The sequence below is a fragment of the Ruegeria marina genome, assembly GCF_900101475.1.
In the GTDB taxonomy this organism is placed as follows: domain Bacteria; phylum Pseudomonadota; class Alphaproteobacteria; order Rhodobacterales; family Rhodobacteraceae; genus Ruegeria_B; species Ruegeria_B marina.
On record NZ_FMZV01000002.1, the window covers coordinates 191,817 to 216,523 of the forward strand.

Consider the following 24,707-nt stretch of genomic DNA (forward strand, 5'->3'; position numbering starts at 1 on the left):
CTAGTCCGGCATCACGCGTCCCGCCTGGATCAGCGACAGGCCCTGCGCATGCTGGCGCACGAAGAGCGGCACGTCGAACTCCAGTTCGAACTGCGAAATCGCCGCCGAGATCGAGGGCGAGGACACGTTCACCCGGGCCGCGGCCACGAAATATTCCAGCGGGCGCAGCGCATATCTGGTCGGCATCGGCGCTCTTCCGGCAATGGTAGCGGACGGAGGGCGGTACGATTCCCCGCCGGATGCAAGCCGCCACCCCTGCCTATTCGTCGCCCGGCACACCATAAGAGGGCGCAGCACGCGGATCCAGCGCCCGCTGGACATAGGCGTCGAGCTGCGGCTTGTAGACCTCCCAGGCCGTGGCTACCTCCTCGACGGGACAATCTTCGGTCCAGTCGCAGCGCAGATCGGCCACCGGCCAGCTTACCTTGTCCACCAGCATCATGCCCGCCGAATGCACCGGCCCGGCCTCGCCGCCGGCCGCCAGCCCGGCGCGCAGCGCCGCGATCAGCCGGTCGCCCAGATATCCGGCCTGACCAAGAAAGGCGTCGACCATGGCCTGCGGCACACGATCATTGGCCAGCAGGTTGCCACCCGCGGCCACGTCCGGCGCCTGCGCCTGAGTCCAGATGCCCAACGCATGGGTGCCGGAATGGATCGCCGCGCGCCCCTGCGCGTCGACGGCCAGCACCTGCCTGTAGTCGATGAACTTGCCGCGCCGGCGAACTTCGGCAACCGCATTCGGCGCCGACATGCCGCCCTCCATCAGGTCGAGCGCCATCGGCCCCAGCGCCGGGTCGGTCACGTTCTGCGACGCGACCGCGCCAACCCCGGCCCGCGCATGCGAACAGCGCGCCGCCACCGCCGGAGACGAGGAGGAAATCGCCACTCCGAACATGCCTGTCTCCGCGCAGCGCGCCACCAGCGAAAAGGTCATGATCGTCTCCTGCTTCTTTCTGGTCAAAAATACTCTCGGGGGAGCGCGAGGGGGCAGACGGCCCCATCGCTCCCACATGCTCAATCGGGAATGACGGCGGTGGCGTCGATCTCCACCAGCCACTCGGGCCGCGCGAGGGCCGACACCACCAGCCCGGTCGAGACCGGATGCACGCCGCGGATATACTCGCCCATGGTGCGATAGACCGCCTCGCGATGGCGCACGTCGGTGATATAGACCACGACCTTGACCAGGTGCTCCATGCCGCCGCCCGCCTCCTCGATCAGCTGGCGGATGTTCTGCATCACCTTGTGGGTCTGTTCGGCCGGGTCGTGGCTGTCGATGTTCCTCGCGTCGTCCAGGTTCTGCGGGCATTGCCCCCGCATCCAGACGGTGCGCCCGCCGCGCGTCACGACGGCCTGCGCCAGGTCGTTGTCGAGCTTCTGCTCGGGATATGTGTCGCGCGTGTTGAACGGGCGGATGCGGGTATGGGCCATGGGCGTCTCCGTGACTGGGCCTTGGGTTCAGGGTCGGGCCGCGGCGCGGCCCGCCTCGATCATCGCCATCAGGTACTGGGCGAAATCGTAATTCGGGCGTTCGAGATGACTCAGGTGCCCCGGGGCCGCCGCGTCCGAGCACAGACCGCGATAGACCTTCTCGGTACAGCCCCGGTCCTCGATGTTCACCCGGTCGAGCAATTCCTTGAGATCGGAAAAATTCTGCTGTGCGTCCGCATCGCCCGCGTAATCATCCGACATACCTCCGCCAAAGCGGATATGCACCTGTCCCGGCCCTCTGGGATGCAGCGACAGGTACCAGAAATAGCCCGGCGTCAGGGTGATCAGCAGGCTGGGATAGAGCGCCAGCAGGAAAGTGGTACGCCGCTCCACCCCGTGCAGCCGGTCGTTCGATGGATGCGCCATGGCGATGCGCAGCGCGTCGTCCTTTAAGATGGTGTGATAGTTGAACGCCGGCAGGCCCGGCGGACAGACCATGTCCTCCAGCTTGGACAGACCGCCGATGGTGCCCGCGTGGCAGACCGGCAGATGATAGCTTTCCATGAAATTCTCGGCCAGCACCTTCCAGTTGGTGTCCCAGACATGTTCCTCGTAGAAGGCTTCGGTATAGTTGGTCATGTCATAGCCGGCGACCATCGCAGCGACCTGTTGCAGTTTTTCGGCCACCGGTTGCGCTTCGGGATTCAGGGTGACGAAAACCCAGCCCAGCCATTCCTCGCAGCGGATCGCGGGCAGCGCGTAGTCTTCCTTGCAGAAGCTCTTGTTCAGGCTCATCGCCGGGGCGCCGCGCAGCGAGCCGTCGAGGTTGTAGGTCCAGGCGTGATAGGGGCAGACGATCGCGCGGGTATTGCCGCGCCCGTGCAGGAGCGTGGACATCCGGTGCAGGCAGACATTGCTCATGGCCCGGAGCGTGCCGTCGCGGTCGCGCAGCACCACAATCGGCTGGCCCGCAAGCTCGCAGGTGGCATAGTCGCCGGGGTTCGCCAGCGCATCGGCGCGGCCGATGCAATACCAGTCCCTGCGGAAGATGTGATCAAGCTCGGCGCTCAGGAACGCATCCGAGGTATACACCTCGGGCGGCATCGCGCGTGCGGATTCGAACGGTTGCGCCGTGTTCTGCCGCAGCGCCTCTACCGGGTCGATCTGGTCTTTGGCCATAGTTCGGTTTTCCTCTCTTGCGGTCACGGCGGCGTCAGGCCCACGCTTCGGCGGGGCTGTAGGCCTCATAGCTGCGCTGTATCGCGATCTGGTCGGCCACGTGTTTCGCATCGTGCCAGACCCCCCAGATGAATGTCGAGCCGCGTCGCGACTGCCAGGGCAGGCCCAGAAAGTAGACCCCCGGTTCGCAGGACACGCCGCGCTGGTGGACGGGCCTGCCCGCACCGTCGAAGGCATCGACCTCCAGCCAGCCGAAATCCTGCCGGAACCCGGTGGCCCAGAGGATGGTGGAAATCCCCTCCTGCGCCAGATCAAGCTCCAGGATCGGATCGGTCAGGCAGTCCGGGTCGGGCCAGGCGACGCGGGCCTCGGGTTCCTCGGGCAGGTCGAGGCCCATTCGTTCGGCATAGGCATCGGCGGCATCCAGAACCGACAGGTAATTGGCGTCGCCATCGGCGATATTGGCGGCCAGGTCATCGGCAAAATGCAGAGCACCGTTTTCAAAGGACCGCGTCACCCCGACCAGCGTGATCCCCTCGCTGGCCAGACGCCGGAAATCCATCGTGGCGCCGCCATAGGCGCCGCTGACCGCGATGGCCACATGTTCGCGGCCGGGTTCCAGCGCCGCCTGATCCCAGAGGCCCAGGACCCCCAGCCACCAGCAGTAGTCGCGTCCGCGATAGGCGCGCGGCGGCCGGTCATGCGCCCCGATCGACAGGAACACCCGGCGCCCAGCCCGGTTCAGTTCATCAGCGATCTGGGCGCCCGAGGACCCGCCGCCCACGACCAGCACCGCGCCGTCGGGCAACTGGCCTGGATTGCGGTAGTCGAAGGAATGCAGCTGGGTCACGCCGGCGTCCCCGGGCACCAGCGGCGGAATGACCGGGTACTGGAACGCGCCGGTGGCTGCGATGATCCGCTGCGCCTCGATCACACCCTGCGAAGTTTCGACCCGGAAACCGGACCGTCCCGGCAACCGCGTGGCGCGCCGGACCTCGATCCCCGTGCGGATCGGCGCGCCCACCATCTCGGCATAGGAACAGAGGTAATCGGCGACTTTCTCCTTGGCCGGGAAGTCGTCCGGCCCGCAACTGTCATGTTCGCGGTTCGGGAACCTGTCATGCCAGGCCGGGCCATTGGCCACCAGCGCATCCCAGCGGCCCGAGCGCCAGGCTTCGGCGACGCGGTTCTTTTCCAGCACCAGATGCGGCACGCCCAGCTGGCCAAGATGCTCGCTCATCGCGATCCCGGCCTGACCTGCGCCGACAACCAGCGTATCTATGCGTTCAACCATCGTGCCTTGCTCCTCCGCCAATCGCGATTCCATGGACCCGACGGTAAAGAGGTATCCGAACTGCCGGAAATACGATTTGTCTAAGCATTGCTTGGGCCATGCCTAAGTCAAACCTCTGTTTCCCTTCGATGCCTCACGCCATGCCGATGAACCCAAAGATTAAACACCCCAGGTATCCCGCAAGCGGTAGCCCTCGGGCCAGGGGTCGTCCGGGTCCAGCATGTGCTGATGAATGCCGGTGATCCAGCCGCGTCCCGAGATCTCAGGCAGAATCGCCGGGCGGTCGCCCACCGTGGTCAGCCCGGCAATCCGGCCGGTAAATTCCGATCCGATAATCGAGGATGCGATGAACTGTTCCCCCTCGGCCATCTCGCCCCGCGCATGCAGGATCGCCATGCGCGCTGACACCGCGGTGCCGGTGGGCGAGCGGTCGATCTTGCCGGGCTGGATCGCCACGGCGGACCCGGCCCGCAACGTGCCATCGCCCCGTTCGATCTCGCCCGCGAAGAGACAGAAGGAGATATGCCGCCAGTCGGGGTTCTCGGGGTGGCGAAAACCCAGCTGCGCATTTGCCGCATTGGTGATGGCGATCCCCAGTTCGGCCAGATCGCGGGCCCGGTCGCGGGCGATCTCGACCCCCACGTCGCCGGGCCGCACCACCACGAAACTGTCACCGCCAAAGGCGGTGTCCACCCGCACCCGCCCCACCCCCGGCACATCGAGCATGACATCCAGTTCAGCGGCAAAGGACGGCAGGTTGCGCACGAAGATGCGCTCGGCCTTGCCGCCCCGGCACTCGGCCCGAACCTGCACCAGCCCGCCCGGAGCCTCCAGTACCAGTTCGGTCACCGGCTCGACCATTTCGACCAGCCCGCTGTCGAGCAACACGGTGGCGACACAGATCGAGTTCGAGCCGGACATCGGCGGGGTGTCCTCGGGTTCCATGATGATGAAGGCGGCGTCGGCGCGCGGATCCTTGGGCGGCACCAGCAGGTTGACGTGCCGGAACACTCCGCCGCGCGGCTCGTTCAGCATGAAATTGCGCAACCGCCCGTCCCGCGCGATCCAGCTGCGCTGCTCCCACAGGGTCTCACCCGGCGGCGGGGCGACACCCCCGACGATGACATCGCCGACCTCGCCCTCGGCATGGGCGGAGATTACGTGAATGGTCTTGCTGCTGCGCATGTTGTCCTGCCTTGTCGTTTGATCCGGCCGGGGCGCCCCGGCGCGCGGCCGGACAGGCCCGGCCCTTAATGGGCGTGTTTTCCAGAATTGGTCATGACTGTGCACGTGGCAAGCGGCAGTACCGGCTCGGTCAGCGAACACCAGCACAGGTTCGCACCCACCTGCCCGCCCGATGCCTGCAAGCGCGCGAGCGGTCCCTCGCCTGTCAACCTGTCCCGCACGCCCCGCCCGAAGGTGACAATCGCCGCGGTTCCTTCGGCGATGCGGCGGCCGTCGATCAGGTCCGCCAGCATCCGGCATTCGGCGGCCAAGGCATGCGGGCTGCCGATGGCGACAAGCTCGACCTTTTGTGGTCCGGGATAGAACTGCACCCAGGCACAGGCGAAATCCTCCGCCCCGAGCCCCGCATCGGTCGCGCCATCGACCAGGGCGGTGTCATGCTGCGGATGATGGGCATCGATCACCCGGCCCGTTTCGGGATCGGCCCCGGCCCGGAAACTCAGCCCCTCGTGAAAGTCCAGAACAGGCCCCGTCACCTCGGCCGCCACGATGCACTGCGCCATGACCGCCTCCCTACTCAGGCCACCACGCAACCATGGGCATAGTGATCGCACGCGTCAATGAAGATGGTGTTGAACCCGGTGATCCGCGCCCAGCCGCCAATCGAGGGGATTATGCCCGGCCTCCCCGCCACCTCTGCCAAGGCCTCGACCCGGTCATGATACAGGGACCGGATGACGAATTCATGCACGACGTCGTCGTCGGGACGCAACTCGCCGCGCGCCGCCAGTTGCGCTATCCGGGCCGAGGTGCCGGTGCCGCAGTCCGGCCGGTCGATCGCCTTCTCGCCGGCAGTTCCGCGAAACGCTCCAGGCATGGCCCGCGCCAACCGGGAACACCTTGGCATTCTCGATACCTGTGTCCGGAGTGATGCCGACCGCGCCGCGGCCCTGACCGCAGACCATATCCGTGGCGCACGCGATTCCCTGACCGAACACATGGAGCGGCGGGTTCGCCGGTAATGAACCCGCTGCGCCGCGCCCGGTCAGAGCGACAACAGGAAGTCGTCGAAGACCAAAGCCGATCCGTCACTGGTTTCGAACGTGGCCGCGAGGATGTTGTCGAAGGCGGCCGTGTTCGTATTGCCCAGCGAATCCGCGAAACCGGCATCGTTGAAATCGAGCACAGTCGCGGCATTCGAGGCGTCGATATTGTCAAAGACAAAGGAATCGAGTTCCACGATTTCGACTACATAGGTCGAAAAGCTGGCGTTGACCGGCGTTTCGGTCACGACCACACCATAAGTGCGTACCGTCACCGACACGTCTTCGCTGATGGCCGCGTTGATCGACACACCGTCGAGGTTGAACGCCGTGGCGAGACCGGGTTGGAGAACTGGCAATGTCGACCCGGGCGCCCCGAATTGGCCATTGAGCACAACTCGCGGCGCAGTCACCTCCTGGTTGATGCCTGGCGCGATGATGCCGAACAGGTCGTCGACCACCTGTTCGAAGACCGGTTGCCCCCGCTCATCCAGAACCGGCTGGTCGAATTCGTCCAGAACCGGCTCGAGACTGGTCGTGTAACCGCCCACCAGAACATTGTCGCCACCACTGGTGGTCTGGCCCAGGGTCACACCGGTCGCGCCCCGGCTCACGTCGATCTCGTCGGTTTCAATGACGGTCGCGACCCCCTGGAAGATGAAGCCGTCATAGCTGTCCACCAACACATCGGCGCGGGGTGTGTTCATGACCGGCAGAGGAATTGCCAAATCCGGATCGGGCGCCGAAAACGGTTCGAAATCCAGCACGAAACTGGTCGGGGCCGGAGGCGGCGGGGCGCCCGGATCGTCAAAAAGGGCCGTCACGACACCCTGGGTCGTGTCGGTCCCGTCAGTGACGGTAAAGACCAGGCTGCCATTGATGCTCTCGCCATCCGAAAGACCAAGATCGGCGAACGTGACGGTCACCACACCCGTTCCGGCATTGAAGTCATAGCCGACGGAGCGGCCTTCCGTGCCGCCAAGCCGCAATTCACCCGGCGTGATGGTCAGCACATCCCCAAGGTCCGGATCGCTGACAAGCGCAGACAAGTCGATCTCAAGCGTCGGCGTGCCGGCGTCATCGACCACAACGGTGCCAAGATCCAGCGGAGCGACGACCGGGGCATTGTTGTCGTTGCTGTTGTCGACCCCGGTAAGGGCTAGGGCGATAACGCCGCTATCGGATGCCCCGGCGCTGTCTTCCACGGTAAAGGTCAGGTTCAGGTTGGCCAGTTCACCATCACCGAGGAAGGCATCCGTAGTGTCATTTCCGACCGGTGTGCTTTCGAGCATGTAGAACTGGCTCGGGTCGATCAGAATCGCGCCTTCTATCTGGGTGAAGTTGATCAACTGGTTGGTCAGGCTCCCGAAGCGAGTGCCACGGATTTCCGTGATCGTGGCCGTGTCGCCCGCATCGGGATCACTGACAAGATCCGCCAAAGCGATCTGGATCATCGGACCATCCTCGGTGGCCGAGACCGAGGTATCCAGCGCCGTCGGCGGCGAGTTCGGCGGTGGCGGCAATACCAGATTGTCGGCGCCGTTGATGGTCAGGTTCAGCACTCCGCTGGCCGTATCGGACGCGGCATCACCGCTATCGTCCTGTACCACATAGGAAAACACGACTTGGGCCTGCTCACCGTCATCCAGCGCGAATCCCAGGTTGCTCGGGTCGATGCCGATCAGCCCGTCACCCACGATCTGGAAGTCGATCAGCCTGCTGTCACGGGTGATCCGGATATCCGAGAATGTCAGCACACCGCCTTCGGCATCCGTCACATAATCGCGCAGGTCGATGACGAATACGCCATCCGCCTCATCTACCGCCAAGGCTCCGGGATCGTCGGGAACGGGCGTTTCGTTTGCCCCCAAGACGTCGATTTCCAGCGTCGCGGTATCGACCCCTCCGTTGCCGTCATCGACCTCGACGGTGAACGTGTCGGTCTGGGTCTCACCGTATTGCAGCGCCTGCACCGCAGCAGAGCCGTTGGCCAGGATATAGGTCCAGTCGCCCGTCGTCGGATCCACGCTGAGCGTGCCATAGGTCCCCGTGCCGCCGCCCTGAACGGAATATGTCAACGTATCGCTGGTATCCGGATCGCTCGCGGTTATGCCGCCGCTGGCTTGCTGAACCGCGCCGTCTTCCTCGACGGTGTCCACCACGTAATCGACCGATCCGATGGTCGGAGTGTCGTTCAACCCGTTTATCACGATGTCGAAGACTTGTTGTGTTACGTTGCCCTGCCCGTCCGAGACTTCGACCGTGGCCTGTTCGGTAACAGACTCATTGACCGCAAGATATTGATAGGCAGCCCCCGGATCGAACTCCAGACTGAATGAATATCCGATACCCATGGGGGGAGACAGCGGTGTAGATCCGACCAACAGTGTCAGGGTTCCGCCCCCGGTTACCGATACCGAAGGATTGATCGCCGGCGTGCCGCCGTCGAAATCATAGGCATCGACCGAAAAGACGACGGCATTGTCCTCGTCCGTCGACACCTCGTCGGGAACAACCAGCGGCGCATTCGCGCCTTCCAGGCTGAACGTGTAATCATCGAACTGCAAGGCGCCGAAATGCCAGAGCCAGTCGGTACCTTCGTCTCCGTCCGAGTCGTCGACATCTGTGACGATCAGTGCATTCCGGAAACCGCCAACCTCCCATGTGTAGCCCAGGATCGAGCCATGAAACACGGCAATGTTGTCGCCGCCGTTGCCACGCAGGAAATCGTCGCCCAATCCGCCCGCAACAGTGTCGTTGCCGTCGCCGGCGTTCACTTCATCTTCACCATCCCCGCCGTCGATCGAGTCATTCCCGTCACCGCCGTTGATGTCGTCGTCTCCGGCCCCGCCCAGCAGGGTATCGTCGCCATCGCCACCGTTCAGCTTGTCATTGTCGTCGCCGCCATCAAGGAAGTCATTGTCGCCGCCACCGTTCAACTGATCCTCGCCAGCGAGACCAAGAATGGTATCATCGCCATCACCGCCGGAAATGACATTGCCGCTCTCATCCCCGAAAATTGAATCCGGCCCATCGCTTGAAGGAAAGCTCCCGCCACGATGTGTGCTGAAATCTGTCGGAAATACTGAATTCTGGATACTCATCACTCTCCCCTAACTCCTGAAGCCTGGTAACGAACACAGCCAAATCCACCCGCGCACGTTGCAACCAAGGTCTATTGCTCATAGGCTACGCATAAATAACGAAAAAAAACAGAAAATTTCGTTGACAGCCGAACAGGGCGCTTCACAACGTCCGTTCAAACTCCATGGTGGCCAAATGTGGCACTCCGGTCGATTTTTCCTTGGAAGAATCGTGGACAATACTTACACGGCGTGCCCGTGACCGACCAATCAATCCGCGAAAGGCTGGGATATTGAAACAAGCGTTCGAAGCACCCCATGCTGTCTATGGTGTCGAGAAATGGGGCAAGGACCTGATCGTCGTCACCGGGGACGGAGAGATCGGTCTTCGCAATCCGGCCAGGCCGGACGCCCCGGCAGTCAGCCTTCCCGAAATCCTGCGCGATCTCGAACAACGCGGGATCCGCGCGCCAATGCTTTTGCGGATCAGTTCCTATCTCGAAAACGAGATCGCCCATATCAACAACAGCTTCGCTGAAGCGATTGCACGGTCGGGCTACAAGGGCGTCTATCGCGGCGTTTTCCCGATCAAGGTCAACCAGCAGGCCCAGGTGATCGACCGCATCGTCGAGTTTGGCCATCGCTACAACTATGGGCTCGAGGCCGGGTCGAAACCTGAACTGGTGATCGCGCTGGCACACAAGCTGGCACCCGAGGCGCTGATCGTCTGCAACGGGGTCAAGGACGCCGAGTTCATCCGCCTTGCCATCCTCAGCCGCAAGCTGGGCTTCAACACGGTCATCGTGCTGGAAAGCCCGAAAGAGGCCGAGACCGTCATCGAGGTGTATAAAGAACTCGGGATCGAGCCGCTGCTGGGCGTGCGCGTGAAGCTCACCAACCAGATCAGCGGCAAATGGGAGGAAAGCTCGGGCGACCGCTCTTCCTTCGGCATGAATACCGATCAGCTGGTGCGGGTGGTGGACAAGCTGCGCGATGCCGGGCTGATCCATTGCCTGAAACTGCAACATTCGCATCTGGGCAGCCAGGTGCCCGACGTCAACGACGTGCGCCGCGCCGTGGGCGAGGCCTGCCGCTATTTCACCGAACTCAACGCCGAAGGCGTACCACTCAGCCATCTGGACCTCGGCGGCGGCATGGGCGTCGACTACACCGGCGAGAAACGCGCCACCGAGAACTCGATCAACTACACGGTCGAGGAATATTGCGCCAATGTCGTGGAAACCGTGGCCTATGCGATGGACGAGGCAGGTGTGGATCACCCGACGATCGTCACCGAAAGCGGCCGCGCAGTGGTGGCGACCTCGTCGATGCTGGTCTTCAACGTGCTGGAAAGCACGCTCTACGACGCGCCCACCGCGCCCGGCGTCGAACCCGATGACCACCATCTGGTGGCCGACCTGGCCGCCGTCGACGGCTACCTGACACCCGCGCGGCTTCAGGAATGCTGGAACGACGCAACATTCTACCGCAACGAATTGCGGGCGCTGTTCCGCCGCGGCTATGTCGGGCTGCGCCAGATGGCAAGGGCCGAACGAATCTACCTGTCGCTGATGGCGCGGATCAAGACCATGGTGGCCGAAGTCGAGGCCGAGACCGACCTTGATGTACAGATGGAAAAGATCGCCGACATCTACCACTGCAACTTTTCCCTGTTCCAGTCGCTGCCCGATGTCTGGGCCATCGACCAGCTGCACCCGATCGTGCCGCTCCAGATGCTGAACCGGGAACCCGACCGCCGCGCGGTCCTGTCCGACATCACCTGCGACAGCGACGGCAAGGTCGACCGCTTCATCCTGGCGGATGGCGTGTCTCCCTCCCTGCCGGTGCATTCGCTGCCCGAGGACGAGGACTATTACCTCGGTGTCTTCTTCGTAGGCGCCTATCAGGAAACGCTGGGCGATCTGCACAACCTTTTTGGCGACACCAATGTCGTCACCATCGACCTGCGCGCCGACGGCGGCTTCGACCTGCTGCACGAGCAGGAGGGCGACACGATTTCCGAGGTGCTCTCCTATGTCGAATACGATCCGGCCGATTGCGTCGCCGCCTTCCGCAAGCTTGTGGACGGCGCCATTTCGAATGGCGGCCTCAAGGCCAGCGAACGCAAGCTGATCATCGGCGCCTATCGCGACAGCATCAACGGCTACACCTATTACGAATAACCCACCAGCCAGAGGAGAACTTCCCATGGGCAAAACACTCGTTGTCGGCGCAGGTGGCGTCAGCCACGCCGCCGTTCACAAGATGGCCATGAATTCCGACATCTTCACCGAGATCACTCTGGCCAGCCGGACCAAGGCGAAATGCGACGCTATCGCCGCCTCGGTCAAGGAGCGCACCGGCGTGACGATCAAGACCGCCGCTCTCGATGCGATGGACGTGGCCGCCACCGTTGCGCTCATCAAGGAGACCGGCGCCGAAATCCTCGTCAACCTCGCCCTGCCCTATCAGGACCTCAAGCTGATGGATGCCTGCCTCGAGGCGGGGTGCCACTACCTCGATACCGCCAACTACGAGCCCGAGGACGTGGCCAAGTTCGAATACCACTGGCAATGGGCCTATCAGGACAAGTTCAAGGCCGCTGGCCTGACCGCGATCCTGGGGTCTGGTTTCGATCCGGGCGTCACCTCGGTCTTTGCCAAGTGGCTCAGGAAACACAAGCTTGCCACCATCCGCCAGATCGACGTGCTGGATGCGAACGGCGGCTCGAACGAGCAGGCCTTCGCCACCAATTTCAACCCTGAGATCAACCTGCGCGAGGTCCTGGCCGAGGCGCGGCACTGGGAAAACGGCGCCTGGCAGGTCACGCCGGCGATGACCCACAAGGTCGAGTTCGACTTCCCCGGCATCGGGCCCAAGAACATGTACCTGATGTATCACGAGGAGTTGGAGAGCCTTTCCACCCATTTCCCCGAGATCGAACGCGCCCGCTTCTGGATGACCTTCGGCGATGCCTATATCACGCATGCGAAGGTGCTGGAAAACGTCGGCATGACCCGGATCGATCCGGTGGTGCACAACGGGGTCGAGATCATCCCGATCCAGTTCCTGAAAACCCTGCTGCCCGATCCCGGCACCCTGGCCGAGGAAACCAAGGGCAAGGCCTGCATCGGCGACATCGTCACCGGCGAGGCAAAGGACGGCTCGGGCGAGAAGACATACTATATCTACAACATCTGCGACCACGAGGAATGCTTCCGCGAGGTGGGCAGCCAGGCGGTCAGCTACACCACCGGCGTGCCCGCGATGATCGGCGCGGCGCAGGTGCTCAAGGGCAACTGGCGTGAACCGGGCGTGTGGAACATGGAACAGCTCGACCCGGACGATTTCATGGACATGCTCAACAAGCACGGCCTGCCTTGGCAGGTGCACGAGCTTGACGGCCCCGTCACCTTCTGAGCGGGAGGCGCGGGCAAGCCCCCGCCTCTTCATCTTTTCGAAATTACTCCGGGGGGCCGCCATTGGCGCGCCATTGGTCCGAGCGACAATGGCGACGGGGCAGCGCCCCGGCTTCCCCACCTCAGGGAGATGCAGGCCATGGCCGACATGATGACCACCCAGGCTGGCGACGCCGGTGCTTTCCGCCGCTTCGACCTCTCCCGCGTGCCCACCCCCTGTTTCGTCGTGGACGAGGTGGCCATCGAACGGAATCTGGCGGTTCTCAAGGATATTTCCGACCGCTCCGGCGCGCATGTACTCTCCGCGCTCAAGGCATTCTCCATGTTTGCGCTCGCGCCCCTCATCCGCCGGTATCTCGGCGGCACCTGCGCCAGCGGCATCTACGAGGCGCGTCTGGGCCGCGAGGAATACGGCGGTGAGGTCGCCACCTTCTGCGCCGCCTACAAGGACGATGACATCGACGAGATCCTGTCGCTCTCCGACCACGTCATCTTCAACAGCCCGGCGCAAAAGGACCGGTTCCTCGACCGTGCCCGGGCGGCCGGCGTGCAGGTGGGTCTCAGGATCAACCCCGAGCATTCCGAGGGCGAGATCCCCAAATACGACCCCTGCGCGCCCTGTTCCCGGCTCGGCACCCCGGTCAGCCAACTTACCCCGGAGGCCCTGCAAGGCGTCGACGGGCTGCACATGCACACGCTCTGCGAACAGGGTTTCGAACCGCTTGCGCGCACCTGGGCGGCGGTGGCGCCGAAACTCGCGCCTTATCTGCCGGGCCTGAAATGGCTCAACTTCGGCGGCGGCCACCATATCACCCGCGACGATTACGACCGCGACGCGCTGGTCGCCTTCCTGCGCGACATTCGCGAAACCCTGGGTCTCGACGTCTATCTTGAACCGGGCGAGGCGGTGGCGCTGGATGCCGGTATCCTCGTCGGCGAAATCCTCGACCTGCCCAACAACGGCATGACGCTGGCCATCACCGATATCTCGGCTACCTGCCACATGCCCGATGTGATCGAAGCGCCCTATCGCCCCGCCCTGATGGACGAGGCCGAGACCGGCCATACCTATCGTCTGGGCGGCCCCTCCTGCCTCGCCGGTGACGTGATCGGGGACTACACCTGGGCCGAACCGCTGCAAATCGGCCAGCGCTTTGCCTTTCTCGACCAGGCGCATTACTCGATGGTCAAGACCAATACGTTCAACGGCGTGCCCCTGCCCACCATCGCGCTGTGGAACAGCAAGACCGACGCGCTGCGCATCGTGCGGCAGTTCGGCTACGAAGACTTCAAGGAGCGCCTTTCATGAGCATCTTTCTCGACAGCGAACTGACCGCCGCCGAACGCGGTCCGGATGCCCGCTTCCGGATCATCCCGGTGCCGCTGGAGCGTACCGTCTCCTACGGTTCGGGCACGGCGGGCGGGCCCGCCGCCATCATCGAGGCGTCAAACGAGCTTGAGCGGATCACCAACGGCGCCGAGCCCTGTGCCGCGGGCATCTTCACCGAAGACCCGCTCGACTGCGACGGCTCTTTGCCCGAGGTGATGGAACGCCTCGCCCAGCGGACCGAAGCCGCCATCCGCGCGGGCCGGGTGCCGGTCACGCTGGGGGGCGAGCATTCGCTCAGCTTCGGCGCGGTGATGGGGGTGGCGAGGGCACTGGGAAAGCCGCTGGGACTGGTGCAGATCGACGCCCATGCCGACCTGCGCATCGCCTATCAGGGCGAGAAACACAGCCATGCCTCGGTCATGCACCTGCTCGCGGGCGAAGGCATCCGCCTGGCGCAATTCGGTGTCCGCGCCCTTTGCCAACAGGAAATCGACGAGCGCGCCAAACACGGCGTATTCTACAAGGATGCAGAGGAGCTGGTCACCGGCAATCTCCACGCCATCGACCTGCCCGAGGATTTCCCCGAACTGGTCTATGTCAGTTTCGACGTCGACGGGCTCGACCCCAGCCAGATGCCCGCAACCGGCACGCCGGTGCCCGGCGGACTGGGCTATTACCAGGCGCTGCACCTTGTCGAGCATGCGCTGAAGGGGCGCAAATGCGTTGGTCTCGACGTTGTGGAACTGGCCCCCGACGGCAATGCCGCCTGGGATTTCACCGCAGCCCAGATCGTCTATCGCCTGATGGCCGCCTGCGCCGGGTGACGACACCCGAAGATCATTTCATGCAGGAATGATCGGCAGTCTTTGTTTGCGCATTTGCCATTCGTGACACAGCGCCTGTTGGCCGACACCCGGTCCCGCGACGGGCTGCGCGACGCGGTGGCCGATCACCGCACGCCGCAGGACCGGGGCGCGTCGCAGCCTCTGGACCTGATTGCGCAGGCGCGCGCGCGAACCGCCGCGCTGTTGGCCCGGCCTGCCCCCGGCCATGTCCCGCCCGAGTTCGATGCCAGTATCCGGCGCGACTATCCGATCCGGCTGGCCTGACGCTCAGAGGTCGATCTCGACCACGCCTCCCGGCTCCGCCGCGCGCGACTGGCACAGAATGATCGCTCCCTCGCGCTGTTTCTTCGACAGCACGAAATCGCGATGTTCGACCACGCCCGCGATCAGGCCGCATTTGCAGACACCACAGATCCCGTCCGAACATTTGACGTCGATGTGGTAACCGTTCTCGTTCAGCACCTGCGCCGCGTCCTTGTCCGCCGGCACCTCCAGCACGCGGCCCGACCGTGCAAGCTTCAGGCTGAAGGGATGGTTTTCATATTCCGGCTGTTCGGGAACCGAAAAATACTCCAGATGCCGCGCCTCCTCGGGGAAGCCTTTTCGCTCGGCGGCTTGCATGACCCCCTCCATGTAGCGATCGGGGCCGCAGGTGTAGACATGCCAGCCGGGCCGGTACCCGGCCAGAACCGCGTCCAGATCGGCGCGCGTGCCCTCGTCCGAGAAATGCAGGTGCACCCGGTCGGCCCATGGCATGGCCGCAAGGTCGGCCAGATACCCCGCCCCGGCCCGGGTCGAGACGGAATAATGCATCTCGAATTCCGCCCCCAGCGCATGCAGCCGATGGGCGAAGGCGATCATCGGCGTGATACCGATGCCGCCGCCCATCAGGAACGTGCGTGTCGCTCCCTCCTCCAACTCGAAATGATTGATCGGTTTCGAGATGAACACCTTGCGTCCTTCGGCAAAGATGCGGTGCATCAGCTTCGATCCGCCGCGTCCCGCATCCTCGCGCAGCACGCCGATCTGGTACTTCGTCCGGTCTGCCGGATCGCCCGACATCGAATATTGCCGCAGGAACTCGGGCGCGACCAGCACGTCCAGATGCGCTCCTGCCGTCCATTCCGGCAAAGGCGCGCCGTCGAGCGCCGAGAACTCGTATTTCGTGACATCCCCGGTCATCTTCTCGGCCCGCGTCACCGCGACCCGGATCACCGGCGCGCTCTCGGCATCGGGCACGGTATAGCGATGTACCACTGACAGGTCGCCCTCCGTCAGGCGCGCCTTGTATTCCGCTGCCGTCACCATCGCCTCGTAGGCTGCAATACCCGCCTCGCGATCCATAGGAAACGGATAGGGCCAGGGATGCGGCGCCAGCGGCGCGGGATAGACGGCCAGCGTCTGGTCCTCGTATTTCAGGTCCAGGTCCCTTTGCAGGCCGCGCCGGTTCAACGGGTGGGTCGAGGGGCGATAGGCCCCGTCGGCCTGCAACTCGATATCCCACCACCATTTCTTCACATCGTTCAGCCCGCCATTGCCAACCGCATCGTCCAGCCGCGCCAGCGCCGGGGCCGCCGCCGGAATATGCATCGCCGCCCAGCGGAACGGCCGTTCGGCAAAAATCCCTTCCAGGTTCCAGGGACAGGTTTTCATGCAGCGCCCGCACATCGCGCCGCCCTGCGTCGTGATCCTGTAGGTGGCACATTTCTGGCTGTCGGATTTCCAGATCTCGTAGCCGTTGAACATCAGCTTCGGCCCGGCGGTGATCGCCCCCGACGGGCATTCGCGGGCGCATTTGTTGCAAGCCTCGCAGAACCGTTGCAGACCAAAGTCGATGGGCTTGTCATGGTCCATCGGCATGTCGGTCGTCACCACGCCCGATTTCAGGCGCGGGCCAAGGTAAGGGTTCAGGATCACCTCGCCGATGCGGCTGACCTCGCCCAGACCCGAAAGCAGCAGCAGAGGCGGCTGCAACACCTCGCCGTCCATCACCGTATGCGCCTTGGCCTTGTAGCCCAGGTTGCGGATCTGCTGCGCGATCACGCCCCCCAGCAGCGAGAAGCGAAGATAGGCGCGCATGGATTGCGCCACGCTGATCCAGTCGTCGCCCGAGGCGCCCTCCATCGTCTCATAGCCCTGGTCGATGATCATGCTGACCGCCTGGTCATGCGGTGGCACGATGGCCTCGCCGGTCGCGTCGTGGCTGTACCAGGTCCACGCCGGGCAGCGGCTGAGCCCGACCGCATCGACCCCCAGGAAATAGCTTGCCGCTTTCAGGTTGGCGGCGTTGCGCGCGGCGTCGTGGGGCCTGTACGAAACGGCACTTTCACCGTCCTGAAGCAGTACAAAAGCGCCAAGTGCGCGTCTCTGGGCGAAACTGGGCGCCGCCTTGCGCACATAATGACCGCCCTTCGCCCCCTCTTGCAGCGCCTTGCCCATGTCGCCGAACTGCGCCCGGGCGAAGATGTCCGCGCGCTTTGGTACACGGGCGACATTGGCCTCGTCGATATAGGTCGTGGGTGTCTCGACGCGTTTCAGCTTCTCGAACGGATGCGCCCCGTCGACATAGCGCCGCAGCGCGTAAACATCTCGGTTCATTGCATTCTTCGCAAAGCCCATGCCCAGCCACCAGGCCGGCCCCTGCGTCCTGAACCAGGGTTGCCCACCCATCGGGGCAAGCGGAAGGTCATGGGCGATCTCCATCTCGGTCGTGACTGCCGCCAGCCCGAACCGGGTTCCCAGCCAGGGGGCCACCAGCCGGTCGCCCTCGACTGTCACCAGCCCTGCCGCCACCGCCAGCCGGCCCAGGTCCACATCCGAAGAGGTCATCGTATGCGCCCGCGCATCGAAGCCTAACAGCCTGATGTAATTGGCAATTACCACAGCATTTTCGCTGGCCAGCAGACAGGCGCGATGATCCTGCGCGTCCTGTATCCAGTCGCTTCCCGGCTCGTCCGGGGCGGGATCGCGGTGATGTTCGTAAAGGAACACGATGGCATGGTGGTGGCTGTCGATGCCGGTCGGCTCGGCCTCCATGCTTTCCTTCAGATCCGCCATGATCACGTCGATGCCCGAGGCCAGCGTCTTGGTCTGGCGGGTCCTCAGCGCATGGGCGAGGCGGTCGATATCAGGGTTGCGGCGCGGCACATCCAGTCGCGCCCCGACCGCCAGCGGGCCACAGCCCATCATCGAGGCGTCGTTGAAATACCCGAAGGCCTTCAGGTGGTTGGCCCGTTCGATCGGGTCGTCGGGGATGTCCGCCCGCGCCGGGTTGACGAACCCGTCGCGGATCGCGTCCATCATCGCCTGGAACTCGCCCATGGCATTGACAATGCTCTCGGGCTTTTCCGGCCGGTGAAAGCCGAGTTCCGGCATTTCAGGCGCCTCCGGAAGGTCGGCGAAGCAAGGCAATCGCGCCAGTCGTTCCAGCGGATAAGGCCCCTTATGCACTGGACGGTTTCTGTCCGAGAAAAAGCGAATGCCCATTGCGCGCCTCCTGTTTCTCTGGCCCTAGCGTGAAATGGACACAAAAACCATTCATGTTTAATCATAGATGTCATGAAGGATTTCGATTTCACCGATCTCGATGGAAAGGTGCTGCGCGCCTTTCTGACCATACTCGAAGAAAGCTCGGTGTCACGCGCCGCCGACCGGCTGGGCGTCACGCAATCGGCGGTCAGCCACACGCTGTCCAAGCTGCGCGCGGTTCTGGGCGATCCGCTCTTTGTCCGGTCAGGTCAGGGCCTGACCCCGACCGAACGCGCTCTGGCGTTGCAGGAGCCGGTGCAAAAGGTGCTGGATGGCATGCGGGCACTGACTGACGACCGTCCCTTCGATCCGCTCTCGGAAGAGATGGAGTTTCACATCGCGGCCAATGACCTGCAACGCGAGATGATCTTTCCCAGCCTGCTGCGCGCGGCACGCTCCCAGGGGGTGCGGCTTAGGTTGGGTTTCCTCCCCTCCGGCGTTCCGGGGCCCGAGCTGCTGCGCAGTGACCGCTGCCAGCTGTTGCTGACACCGCTGCCGCCGGACGGGCCGGACATCTTCCAGAAACGGCTGTTCTCCAGCCCGCTCATGGTGTTCTACGACGCCAGCCGCCGGACGCCGCCCGAGAGCTGGGAAGATTATTGCGCCGCCGAACATGTCGAAGTGCGCTTTCCCGACGGGCGCAACGCCCGCACGGTGATGCAAGGCGTGGACCAGAGCCAGATCAGGCCGCCCACGGTGATCCTGCCGCATTTCAACGCGATACCCGCCTTTGTCAAAGGCAGCGACCTGATCTCGACCGACACGGCCCTGATGAAGCGCGGGCCACTGGCTGCGCTGGACTGCGCGCCGTTGCCCTTTCACTGCCCGCCGGTGTCGATCTACATGGTCTGGCACCAGCGCTCGGCCGCGGACCCCGCACATCGCTGGCTGCGTACCCGGGTCGAAGAGATCACGGCAGGATTGCAGACCGGACAGAAGGCCGCGCCCCGCACCACAGACAGGTGACAGGGTCATGCCGCGACGGCTGATCCCGGGATATGCTTGGCCCGTTGGCGCATTGCCGGGTATGCTGAACCATCTTCCAAACGGAGCTTGGGCATGAAAGACAAAGTTGCATTGATCACGGCCGGCGGCAGCGGCATGGGTGCAGACGCCGCCCGCAGACTGGCGGCAGACGGTTTCCGTGTCGGCATCCTGTCATCATCCGGCAAGGGCGAGGCATTGGCGGCCGAGTTGGGCGGTCTTGGCGTGACGGGTTCGAACCAGTCCAACGAGGATCTCAAGAGACTGGTCGACGCGGCGATGGAGCGCTGGGGCAGGATCGACGTTCTGGTAAACTCGGCCGGGCACGGACCCCGGGCGCCCGTTCTGGAGCTTTCGGACGAGGACTGGCACCGGGGGATGGAGGTCTATTTCCTCAATGCCGTGCGTCCGACCCGGCTGGTCACCCCGATCATGCAGACGCAGGGGGGCGGTTCGATCATCAATATCTCGACCTTCGCCGCGTTCGAACCGGATCCGGTCTTTCCCACTTCAGGCGTGTTCAGGGCGGGGCTCGCGGCCTTCTGCAAACTGTTCTCCGACAGATACGCGGCCGAGAACATCCGCATGAACAATGTCCTGCCCGGTTTCATCGACAGCCTGCCGGAAAAGGAAGAGTTCCGCAGCCGCATCCCCTTGGGGCGATACGGCCGCAGCTATGACGAGATTGCCTCGGTCATCGCCTTGCTGGCGTCGGAGGGCGGCGGTTACATCACCGGACAGAACATCCGCGTCGATGGCGGGATTACCCGCTCGGTCTGACCTTTTTGTTCAAGAGCCGATACGCGCCCTGACCAGGTGCGTCAGCGTGGCGCCGGTCTCGTAATAGGCTTGCTGCAAACCGGTCATGCGTTCGGCATGGCCCTCGACGGCGGCGATGGGCAGATTACCTTCGTCACCGCCGATCAGCGCCTCGGCCATGGCCTGGCCGAACAGGGTTCCGGGGCCGATGCCCCGGCCGGAATAGCCATGTGCGGCCAGGGCGTTGGGACCGGGCCGGGTGATCTTGGGGATATGGTCCGAGGTCATGGCGATCCGGCCGTGCCAACCCATCTGCAACGGCTGGTCCGCCAATTCCGGGAACAGGCGCGCCAGCTTGCGGCGCACCCAGGCGCGGTGAATGCCGCTGGCAAGATGGCTCAGATCACCCATCGCCCCGATGATCATCCGGCCCGCCGCGTCCATCCGGAAGGACGACATCACCAGCGCCGTATCCCAGCACCCTTCGCCGCCCGGAAGGATCCGCGCACGCAGTGCATCGGGCAAGGGGGCGGTGGCAAACTGGAAATAGTGCACCGGAACATAAGCCGGCGCGTTTCGCTCCAGGCCCTGGTGATACGCATTGGTGGCCTGGATCAGCGCCCGGGCGCGCACCGTGCCGCCCGGGGTTCTGGCCTGCCAGGTTCCGTCCCCATGGCTCAGTTCGATGACCGGGCTTCGCGCATGGATCTTCGCGCCCGCCGCCTGGGCCGCGCGCGCCAGACCTTTGACATACCCCAATGGCTGAATGGTTCCGGCGCGCGGATCGAACAGCGCGCCGTGGAACACGGTTGAACCGGTGCGGCGCGTGGTTTCCTCGGCCGACAGCAACTGCACCGGTGCCCCGGATGCCGAAAGCTGCGCATGCCGCTTGCGCAGGTCCGCCAGCCCGGCAGCGGAATGGGCGCAATGCAGAGTGCCATTGCGCACCGGTTCGCAGGCGATGTCATATCGCGCAATCAGATCGTAGACACGGGCCGGTGCCCCCGCCAGCAATGCGATCAGCCGGTCGCCGGCCTGCTGCCCCAGATGCGCGCGGATGTCGTCAGGTGGCAGCCACAAACCGGCATTGGCCAGCCCCACGTTGCGGCCCGATCCGCCATGGCCGATCTCCTGCGCTTCGAGCAGGCAGACGCTGGCCCCTGCCTGCGCCGCATGCAGGGCCGCCGACACGCCGGTGAATCCGCCCCCGACAATGACCAGATCGACAGACGTATCGGACTCCAGCGGAGGTGCCGAGACCTGTTCGGCACAGGTCTTGTGCCAGAGGTTGCTGTCGTTTTCCGAAACCTTCACCATGTTTCACCGCGTGTTTTCCGGGCAGCCGGGATGTTGTTCCAGAACTCTCAGGCCGCGCAGACCAAGCCGCGCTGGTCGTCACGCCCCATGGCGACCAGAAACGGGACCTCGGCCTGACGCACCTGGAACGCTACCTTGTCGCCCATGCCGCGCCAATTGGCCAGTACCAGCGATTGCGCCACCGCGCCGCTCAGCGTGGCCCCCGGACCGGTGACGATGAAGAGGTCGGGCGCAAACTCACGCGCGGCGGTCTGCACGGCACGGGTGAAATCATAGGGTTCGGTCACCTGATGGCCCAGCGTGTACCCCCACAGCGCCTCGGTATCGGTTGCGCCCGGCCACCAGATCTTGCCGCGTCCGTCGATCATCGGACGGTCGGGCTGGGTGAACAGATCGGCACTCAGCCGTTGCCGCCCCTCGACGGCGACCGGCGCCTGCAACCGGGTGTGGAATGCGGCATGATTGGCCAGCCGCATCGGGAACCTTTCCTGCACCACCGGCTGAGAGGCCTCGAAGGCCTTGAGTCCCTCCTCGTTGCCCGCCAGCACCAGCATGCCGCCCAGATTGATGGACTGAGACAGATCATGGCCCGGCAAGGCGTCGATTCGGGCCACATGCGCCAGAAGTTCGGCCTTGCGCGCGGGATCGTCCGCCCAGTCTTCGCCGGTAAAGGGATAGACCAGTTGGCCGCCGATCAGATGCTCCTGCATCAGCGTGCCCATTGTATTGACCACCCGAAAACCGTTTTCGGGGCTCAGCGCCCCGGCGGCGGCCAGCGCGATGTACCAGCCCATCGAATTGCCGGTGACGGCGACCACCTCTATATCTTCGGCCAGCACCTGCGCATCGGCCAGCGAGGCCGCGTAGATCAGCGGCGAGGCCACATCGCCGCGCGAGTATTTGCCGACCGTATAACGCTCGGCCGCGTCCAACGCAGTGACCGCCTCCTGCCCCGCCTCGGCGCGGATCGCATCGAAGCGCCGGAACATCTCCATCCGGGCACCATGGTGGCGATGCAGATAACCCAGTTCCGGCTTGTTGTAGGTGCCCCGTCCGGGGCAGATCAGAACGGCGGTCCGGGTCATTTTGCAGCTCCGGTCAGGGAAAGCGCGGCGGCGACGATGCCGTCCTTGGACGGCAGCGGGGCGGCATAGGCGGGGCCGGTGGCGATAAAGCAATCCTCGGCCACCACGCGGGCGGTCGGGGCGGCTCGACTTTCTTCGGCGAAGAAAGTCATCAGCGCCTCGGACTGGCTGCCTGTGCGCCGGCATTCGTCGACGATCAGCACATGCCTGCAATCTTGTGTTGCTTCGCGCAGCGCCTCGGCCGGCAGTGGCGCCAGCCAGCGCATGTCGATGATCCGGGTCTTCACTCCCGCCGCCTCCAGTTCGGGCAGCGCCTGTCGCGACAAGTAATGCCCGTTGCCATAGGTGACGATGGCCAGATCGGTGCCGTCTCCATGTACCCCGACCTCGCCCAAGGTGATGCGCCGGTCAGGCGAGGGATAGGTGGTCATCCAGCCACCGTCCTGCGCCCCGTGCAGATCCCGCATCGGATAAAGCGCGATCGGCTCCAGAAACACCACCAACCGCTGTTCTTCGCGCGCCAGGCGCACGCATTCGCGCAGCATCTGCGCCGCGTCCGCTCCGGTCGAGGGGCAGGCGATGATCACCCCCGGAATGTCGCGCAGCACAGCCAGCGAGTTGTCATTGTGGAAATGCCCGCCGAATCCTTTCTGGTATCCCAGCCCCGCGATACGCAGCACCATCGGGTTCGAGAACTGCCCGTTCGAGAAGAACGGCAGCGTCGCCGCCTCGCCCCGGATCTGGTCCTCGGCATTGTGCAGATAGGCGAGGAACTGGATTTCAGGGATCGGGATAAAGCCGTTATGGCCCATGCCAATGGCGAGCCCAAGTATGGATTGCTCGTCCAGAAGCGTGTCGATCATCCGGTCAGGGCCGAAACGCTGTTGCAGCTTCTGGGTCACGCCATAGACGCCCCCCTTGCGGCCCACATCCTCGCCCATGCAGACGATTTCACCATGTTCCAGCATCAGGTCGGTCAGCGCCCAGTTGATCAGGCGGCTCATCGGCTGCGGCTCGTCCATGGCGCGCATGTCACCGCCGAAAGTCTGCGCGCGCGCCTCGGCGCTGGGGCCATTGGTGGGCTTGCAGGTGCGTTTCGGCGGGATAAGGCTGGCCGCAACCTCGGCGGCATTCGCCAGATGCGGGCGTGTCGCAGCCTCGGCCGCAATGCGGTCGGTGCGGGCGCAGGTCTGTTCGTAGATCGCCAGCGCATCCGCAGGCATCAGCGCGCCGTCCTCGGCCAGCAACCGTACGCTGTGAAGCAGTGGATCGTTGGCTTCCTCCGCCTCAACCTCGGCCCGGGACAGATAGGTAGTCGGCACATCCGCCCCGGCATGGCCATAGAGACGCACGGTTTTCAGATGCAGGAACGCAGGCTTGCGTCGGATGCGGACATAGGCGGCGGCCTCTTGCGCCACGGCATATGTCTCATAGATGTCCAGCCCGTTGGCCTGAAAATAGCGGATGCCCGGCCGATGCTCCATCGACGCCTGAATCCAGCCGCGGGGCGTCTTGGTCGAAATACCGATCCCGTTATCCTCGCATACGAACAGCAGCGGCAGCGGGATCGACTGAACGCTGGTCCAGCCGGCGGTGTTGATCGCGCCCTGCGCCGTGGAATGGTTGGCCGAGGCATCGCCGAACGAACACATGGCAATCCCGTCCTCGGGCAATTGCCGGTGTTCGGGCGGGTGCCGCCGGGCCGCGCCCAGGCTATAGGCCGCGCCCACCGCCTTGGGCAGGTGGCTGGCGATGGTCGAGGTCTGCGGCGGGATCATCAGCGCCCTGGATCCCAGCACCTTGTGCCGCCCGCCCGAAGTGGGATCCTCCCTAGAGCAGGCAAAGCTCAGGAGCATGTCCCAGGCGATCTGCTGGCCAGGCACCTGTTCGGCGCGGGCGATCTGGAACGCCGCGTCCCGGTAATGCAGAAAAGCGATATCGGCCGGACGCAGCGCATGGGCCACCGCCGCCATCCCCTCGTGCCCCGAGGAGCCGATGGTATAGAATCCCTGCCCGGCTTTCTGCATCGCCCGGCTGGTCCGGTCGAGCGCGCGGCTGAGCACCTGTGACCGGAAGAGAGACACCGCATCGCTGCGTGACAGGCCCGGACGCGGCGGCGCACCCTTGGGCAGGTCGCCCGCGGCAACCCGGCTCAGGAAATTTTCATGTACGATCTGGGCGCGGTCCATGGCTCGGCCTTCTTTTACCTGGGGCGGCTGCCCCCT

General features: G+C 64.3%; 19 protein-coding genes and 2 pseudogenes. 7 read left to right on the forward strand and 14 right to left on the reverse strand.

Features of this window, described 5'->3' with window-relative positions:
* The 10 genes and pseudogenes from BLT75_RS24720 to BLT75_RS25225 form a co-directional block, all read right to left on the reverse strand.
* Positions 1–186: a LysR family transcriptional regulator gene (locus BLT75_RS24720; protein WP_245706339.1), complete on the reverse strand. Its 186-nt coding sequence runs from the start codon at positions 184–186 to the stop codon at positions 1–3.
* Positions 187–259: 73 nt separating this feature from the next.
* Positions 260–934 carry a DUF1028 domain-containing protein gene (locus BLT75_RS03320; RefSeq protein ID WP_093027710.1) on the reverse strand — a complete coding sequence of 225 codons (675 nt, stop codon included), beginning with the start codon at positions 932–934 and terminating at the stop codon, positions 260–262.
* An 80-nt stretch (positions 935–1,014) separates the two neighbouring features.
* Positions 1,015–1,431, reverse strand: coding sequence for a RidA family protein (locus BLT75_RS03325; RefSeq protein ID WP_093027712.1), 417 nt, complete (start codon positions 1,429–1,431; stop codon positions 1,015–1,017).
* 27 nt (positions 1,432–1,458) lie between these two features.
* Positions 1,459–2,610, reverse strand: coding sequence for an aromatic ring-hydroxylating oxygenase subunit alpha (locus tag BLT75_RS03330; RefSeq protein WP_093027714.1), 1,152 nt, complete (start codon positions 2,608–2,610; stop codon positions 1,459–1,461).
* Between the two features lie 34 nt (positions 2,611–2,644).
* A complete protein-coding gene (locus tag BLT75_RS03335) occupies positions 2,645–3,904 on the reverse strand; it encodes a flavin-containing monooxygenase (RefSeq protein ID WP_093028169.1) in 1,260 nt (419 codons plus the stop codon).
* A gap of 159 nt (positions 3,905–4,063) precedes the next feature.
* Complete coding sequence (locus BLT75_RS03340; protein ID WP_093027716.1) at positions 4,064–5,089, reverse strand: trans-3-hydroxy-L-proline dehydratase; 1,026 nt, start codon at positions 5,087–5,089, stop codon at positions 4,064–4,066.
* 65 nt (positions 5,090–5,154) lie between these two features.
* Entirely contained in the window at positions 5,155–5,652 is a 498-nt protein-coding gene (locus tag BLT75_RS03345; RefSeq protein WP_093027718.1) for an aconitase X, read from the reverse strand.
* Between the two features lie 14 nt (positions 5,653–5,666).
* A pseudogene (locus BLT75_RS03350) lies at positions 5,667–5,939 on the reverse strand (proline racemase family protein); the annotation flags it as partial.
* A 195-nt stretch (positions 5,940–6,134) separates the two neighbouring features.
* Entirely contained in the window at positions 6,135–8,825 is a 2,691-nt protein-coding gene (locus BLT75_RS03355) for a VCBS domain-containing protein (RefSeq protein ID WP_245706343.1), read from the reverse strand.
* Between the two features lie 51 nt (positions 8,826–8,876).
* Positions 8,877–9,236, reverse strand: a pseudogene (locus BLT75_RS25225) (calcium-binding protein); the annotation flags it as partial.
* 272 nt (positions 9,237–9,508) lie between these two features.
* Here BLT75_RS25225 and speA point away from each other — a divergent pair.
* The 5 genes from speA to BLT75_RS03385 all read left to right on the forward strand — a co-directional run bounded on the left by speA (position 9,509) and on the right by BLT75_RS03385 (position 15,073).
* A complete protein-coding gene (gene speA / locus BLT75_RS03365) occupies positions 9,509–11,398 on the forward strand; it encodes a biosynthetic arginine decarboxylase (protein ID WP_093027726.1) in 1,890 nt (629 codons plus the stop codon).
* Between the two features lie 25 nt (positions 11,399–11,423).
* The gene (locus BLT75_RS03370) at positions 11,424–12,635 is read left to right on the forward strand and encodes a saccharopine dehydrogenase family protein (protein WP_093027728.1); all 1,212 of its coding nucleotides are present in this window, start codon (positions 11,424–11,426) and stop codon (positions 12,633–12,635) included.
* Positions 12,636–12,773: 138 nt separating this feature from the next.
* Entirely contained in the window at positions 12,774–13,943 is a 1,170-nt protein-coding gene (locus BLT75_RS03375) for a carboxynorspermidine decarboxylase (RefSeq protein WP_093028171.1), read from the forward strand.
* Positions 13,940–14,788, forward strand: a complete 849-nt coding sequence (speB, locus tag BLT75_RS03380; RefSeq protein WP_093027730.1) for an agmatinase — start codon at positions 13,940–13,942, stop codon at positions 14,786–14,788. The genes BLT75_RS03375 and speB overlap by 4 nt, the downstream gene beginning before the upstream one ends.
* 63 nt (positions 14,789–14,851) lie before the next feature.
* Positions 14,852–15,073: a hypothetical protein gene (locus BLT75_RS03385; protein ID WP_143028506.1), complete on the forward strand. Its 222-nt coding sequence runs from the start codon at positions 14,852–14,854 to the stop codon at positions 15,071–15,073.
* Between the two features lie 3 nt (positions 15,074–15,076).
* On the opposite strand, the gene BLT75_RS03390 is transcribed toward BLT75_RS03385, so the two are convergent.
* The gene (locus BLT75_RS03390; RefSeq protein WP_093027734.1) at positions 15,077–18,295 is read right to left on the reverse strand and encodes a reductive dehalogenase; all 3,219 of its coding nucleotides are present in this window, start codon (positions 18,293–18,295) and stop codon (positions 15,077–15,079) included.
* Between the two features lie 72 nt (positions 18,296–18,367).
* Between BLT75_RS03390 and BLT75_RS03395 the strand changes: the two genes are divergently transcribed.
* Both BLT75_RS03395 and BLT75_RS03400 read left to right on the forward strand, forming a co-directional pair.
* Complete coding sequence (locus BLT75_RS03395) at positions 18,368–19,303, forward strand: LysR family transcriptional regulator (RefSeq protein WP_093027736.1); 936 nt, start codon at positions 18,368–18,370, stop codon at positions 19,301–19,303.
* Between the two features lie 93 nt (positions 19,304–19,396).
* Positions 19,397–20,101, forward strand: coding sequence for an SDR family oxidoreductase (locus tag BLT75_RS03400; protein WP_093027738.1), 705 nt, complete (start codon positions 19,397–19,399; stop codon positions 20,099–20,101).
* A gap of 9 nt (positions 20,102–20,110) precedes the next feature.
* On the opposite strand, the gene BLT75_RS03405 is transcribed toward BLT75_RS03400, so the two are convergent.
* From BLT75_RS03405 to BLT75_RS03415, 3 genes are read right to left on the reverse strand one after another with little or no spacing between them, the layout of a single operon-like run.
* Positions 20,111–21,397: an NAD(P)/FAD-dependent oxidoreductase gene (locus tag BLT75_RS03405; protein WP_093027740.1), complete on the reverse strand. Its 1,287-nt coding sequence runs from the start codon at positions 21,395–21,397 to the stop codon at positions 20,111–20,113.
* Between the two features lie 47 nt (positions 21,398–21,444).
* Positions 21,445–22,482, reverse strand: coding sequence for an ACP S-malonyltransferase (locus tag BLT75_RS03410; RefSeq protein WP_093027742.1), 1,038 nt, complete (start codon positions 22,480–22,482; stop codon positions 21,445–21,447).
* Positions 22,479–24,671: a dehydrogenase E1 component subunit alpha/beta gene (locus BLT75_RS03415; RefSeq protein WP_093027744.1), complete on the reverse strand. Its 2,193-nt coding sequence runs from the start codon at positions 24,669–24,671 to the stop codon at positions 22,479–22,481. Before BLT75_RS03415 ends, BLT75_RS03410 begins: the two co-directional genes overlap by 4 nt.
* Positions 24,672–24,707: the final 36 nt, after the last annotated feature.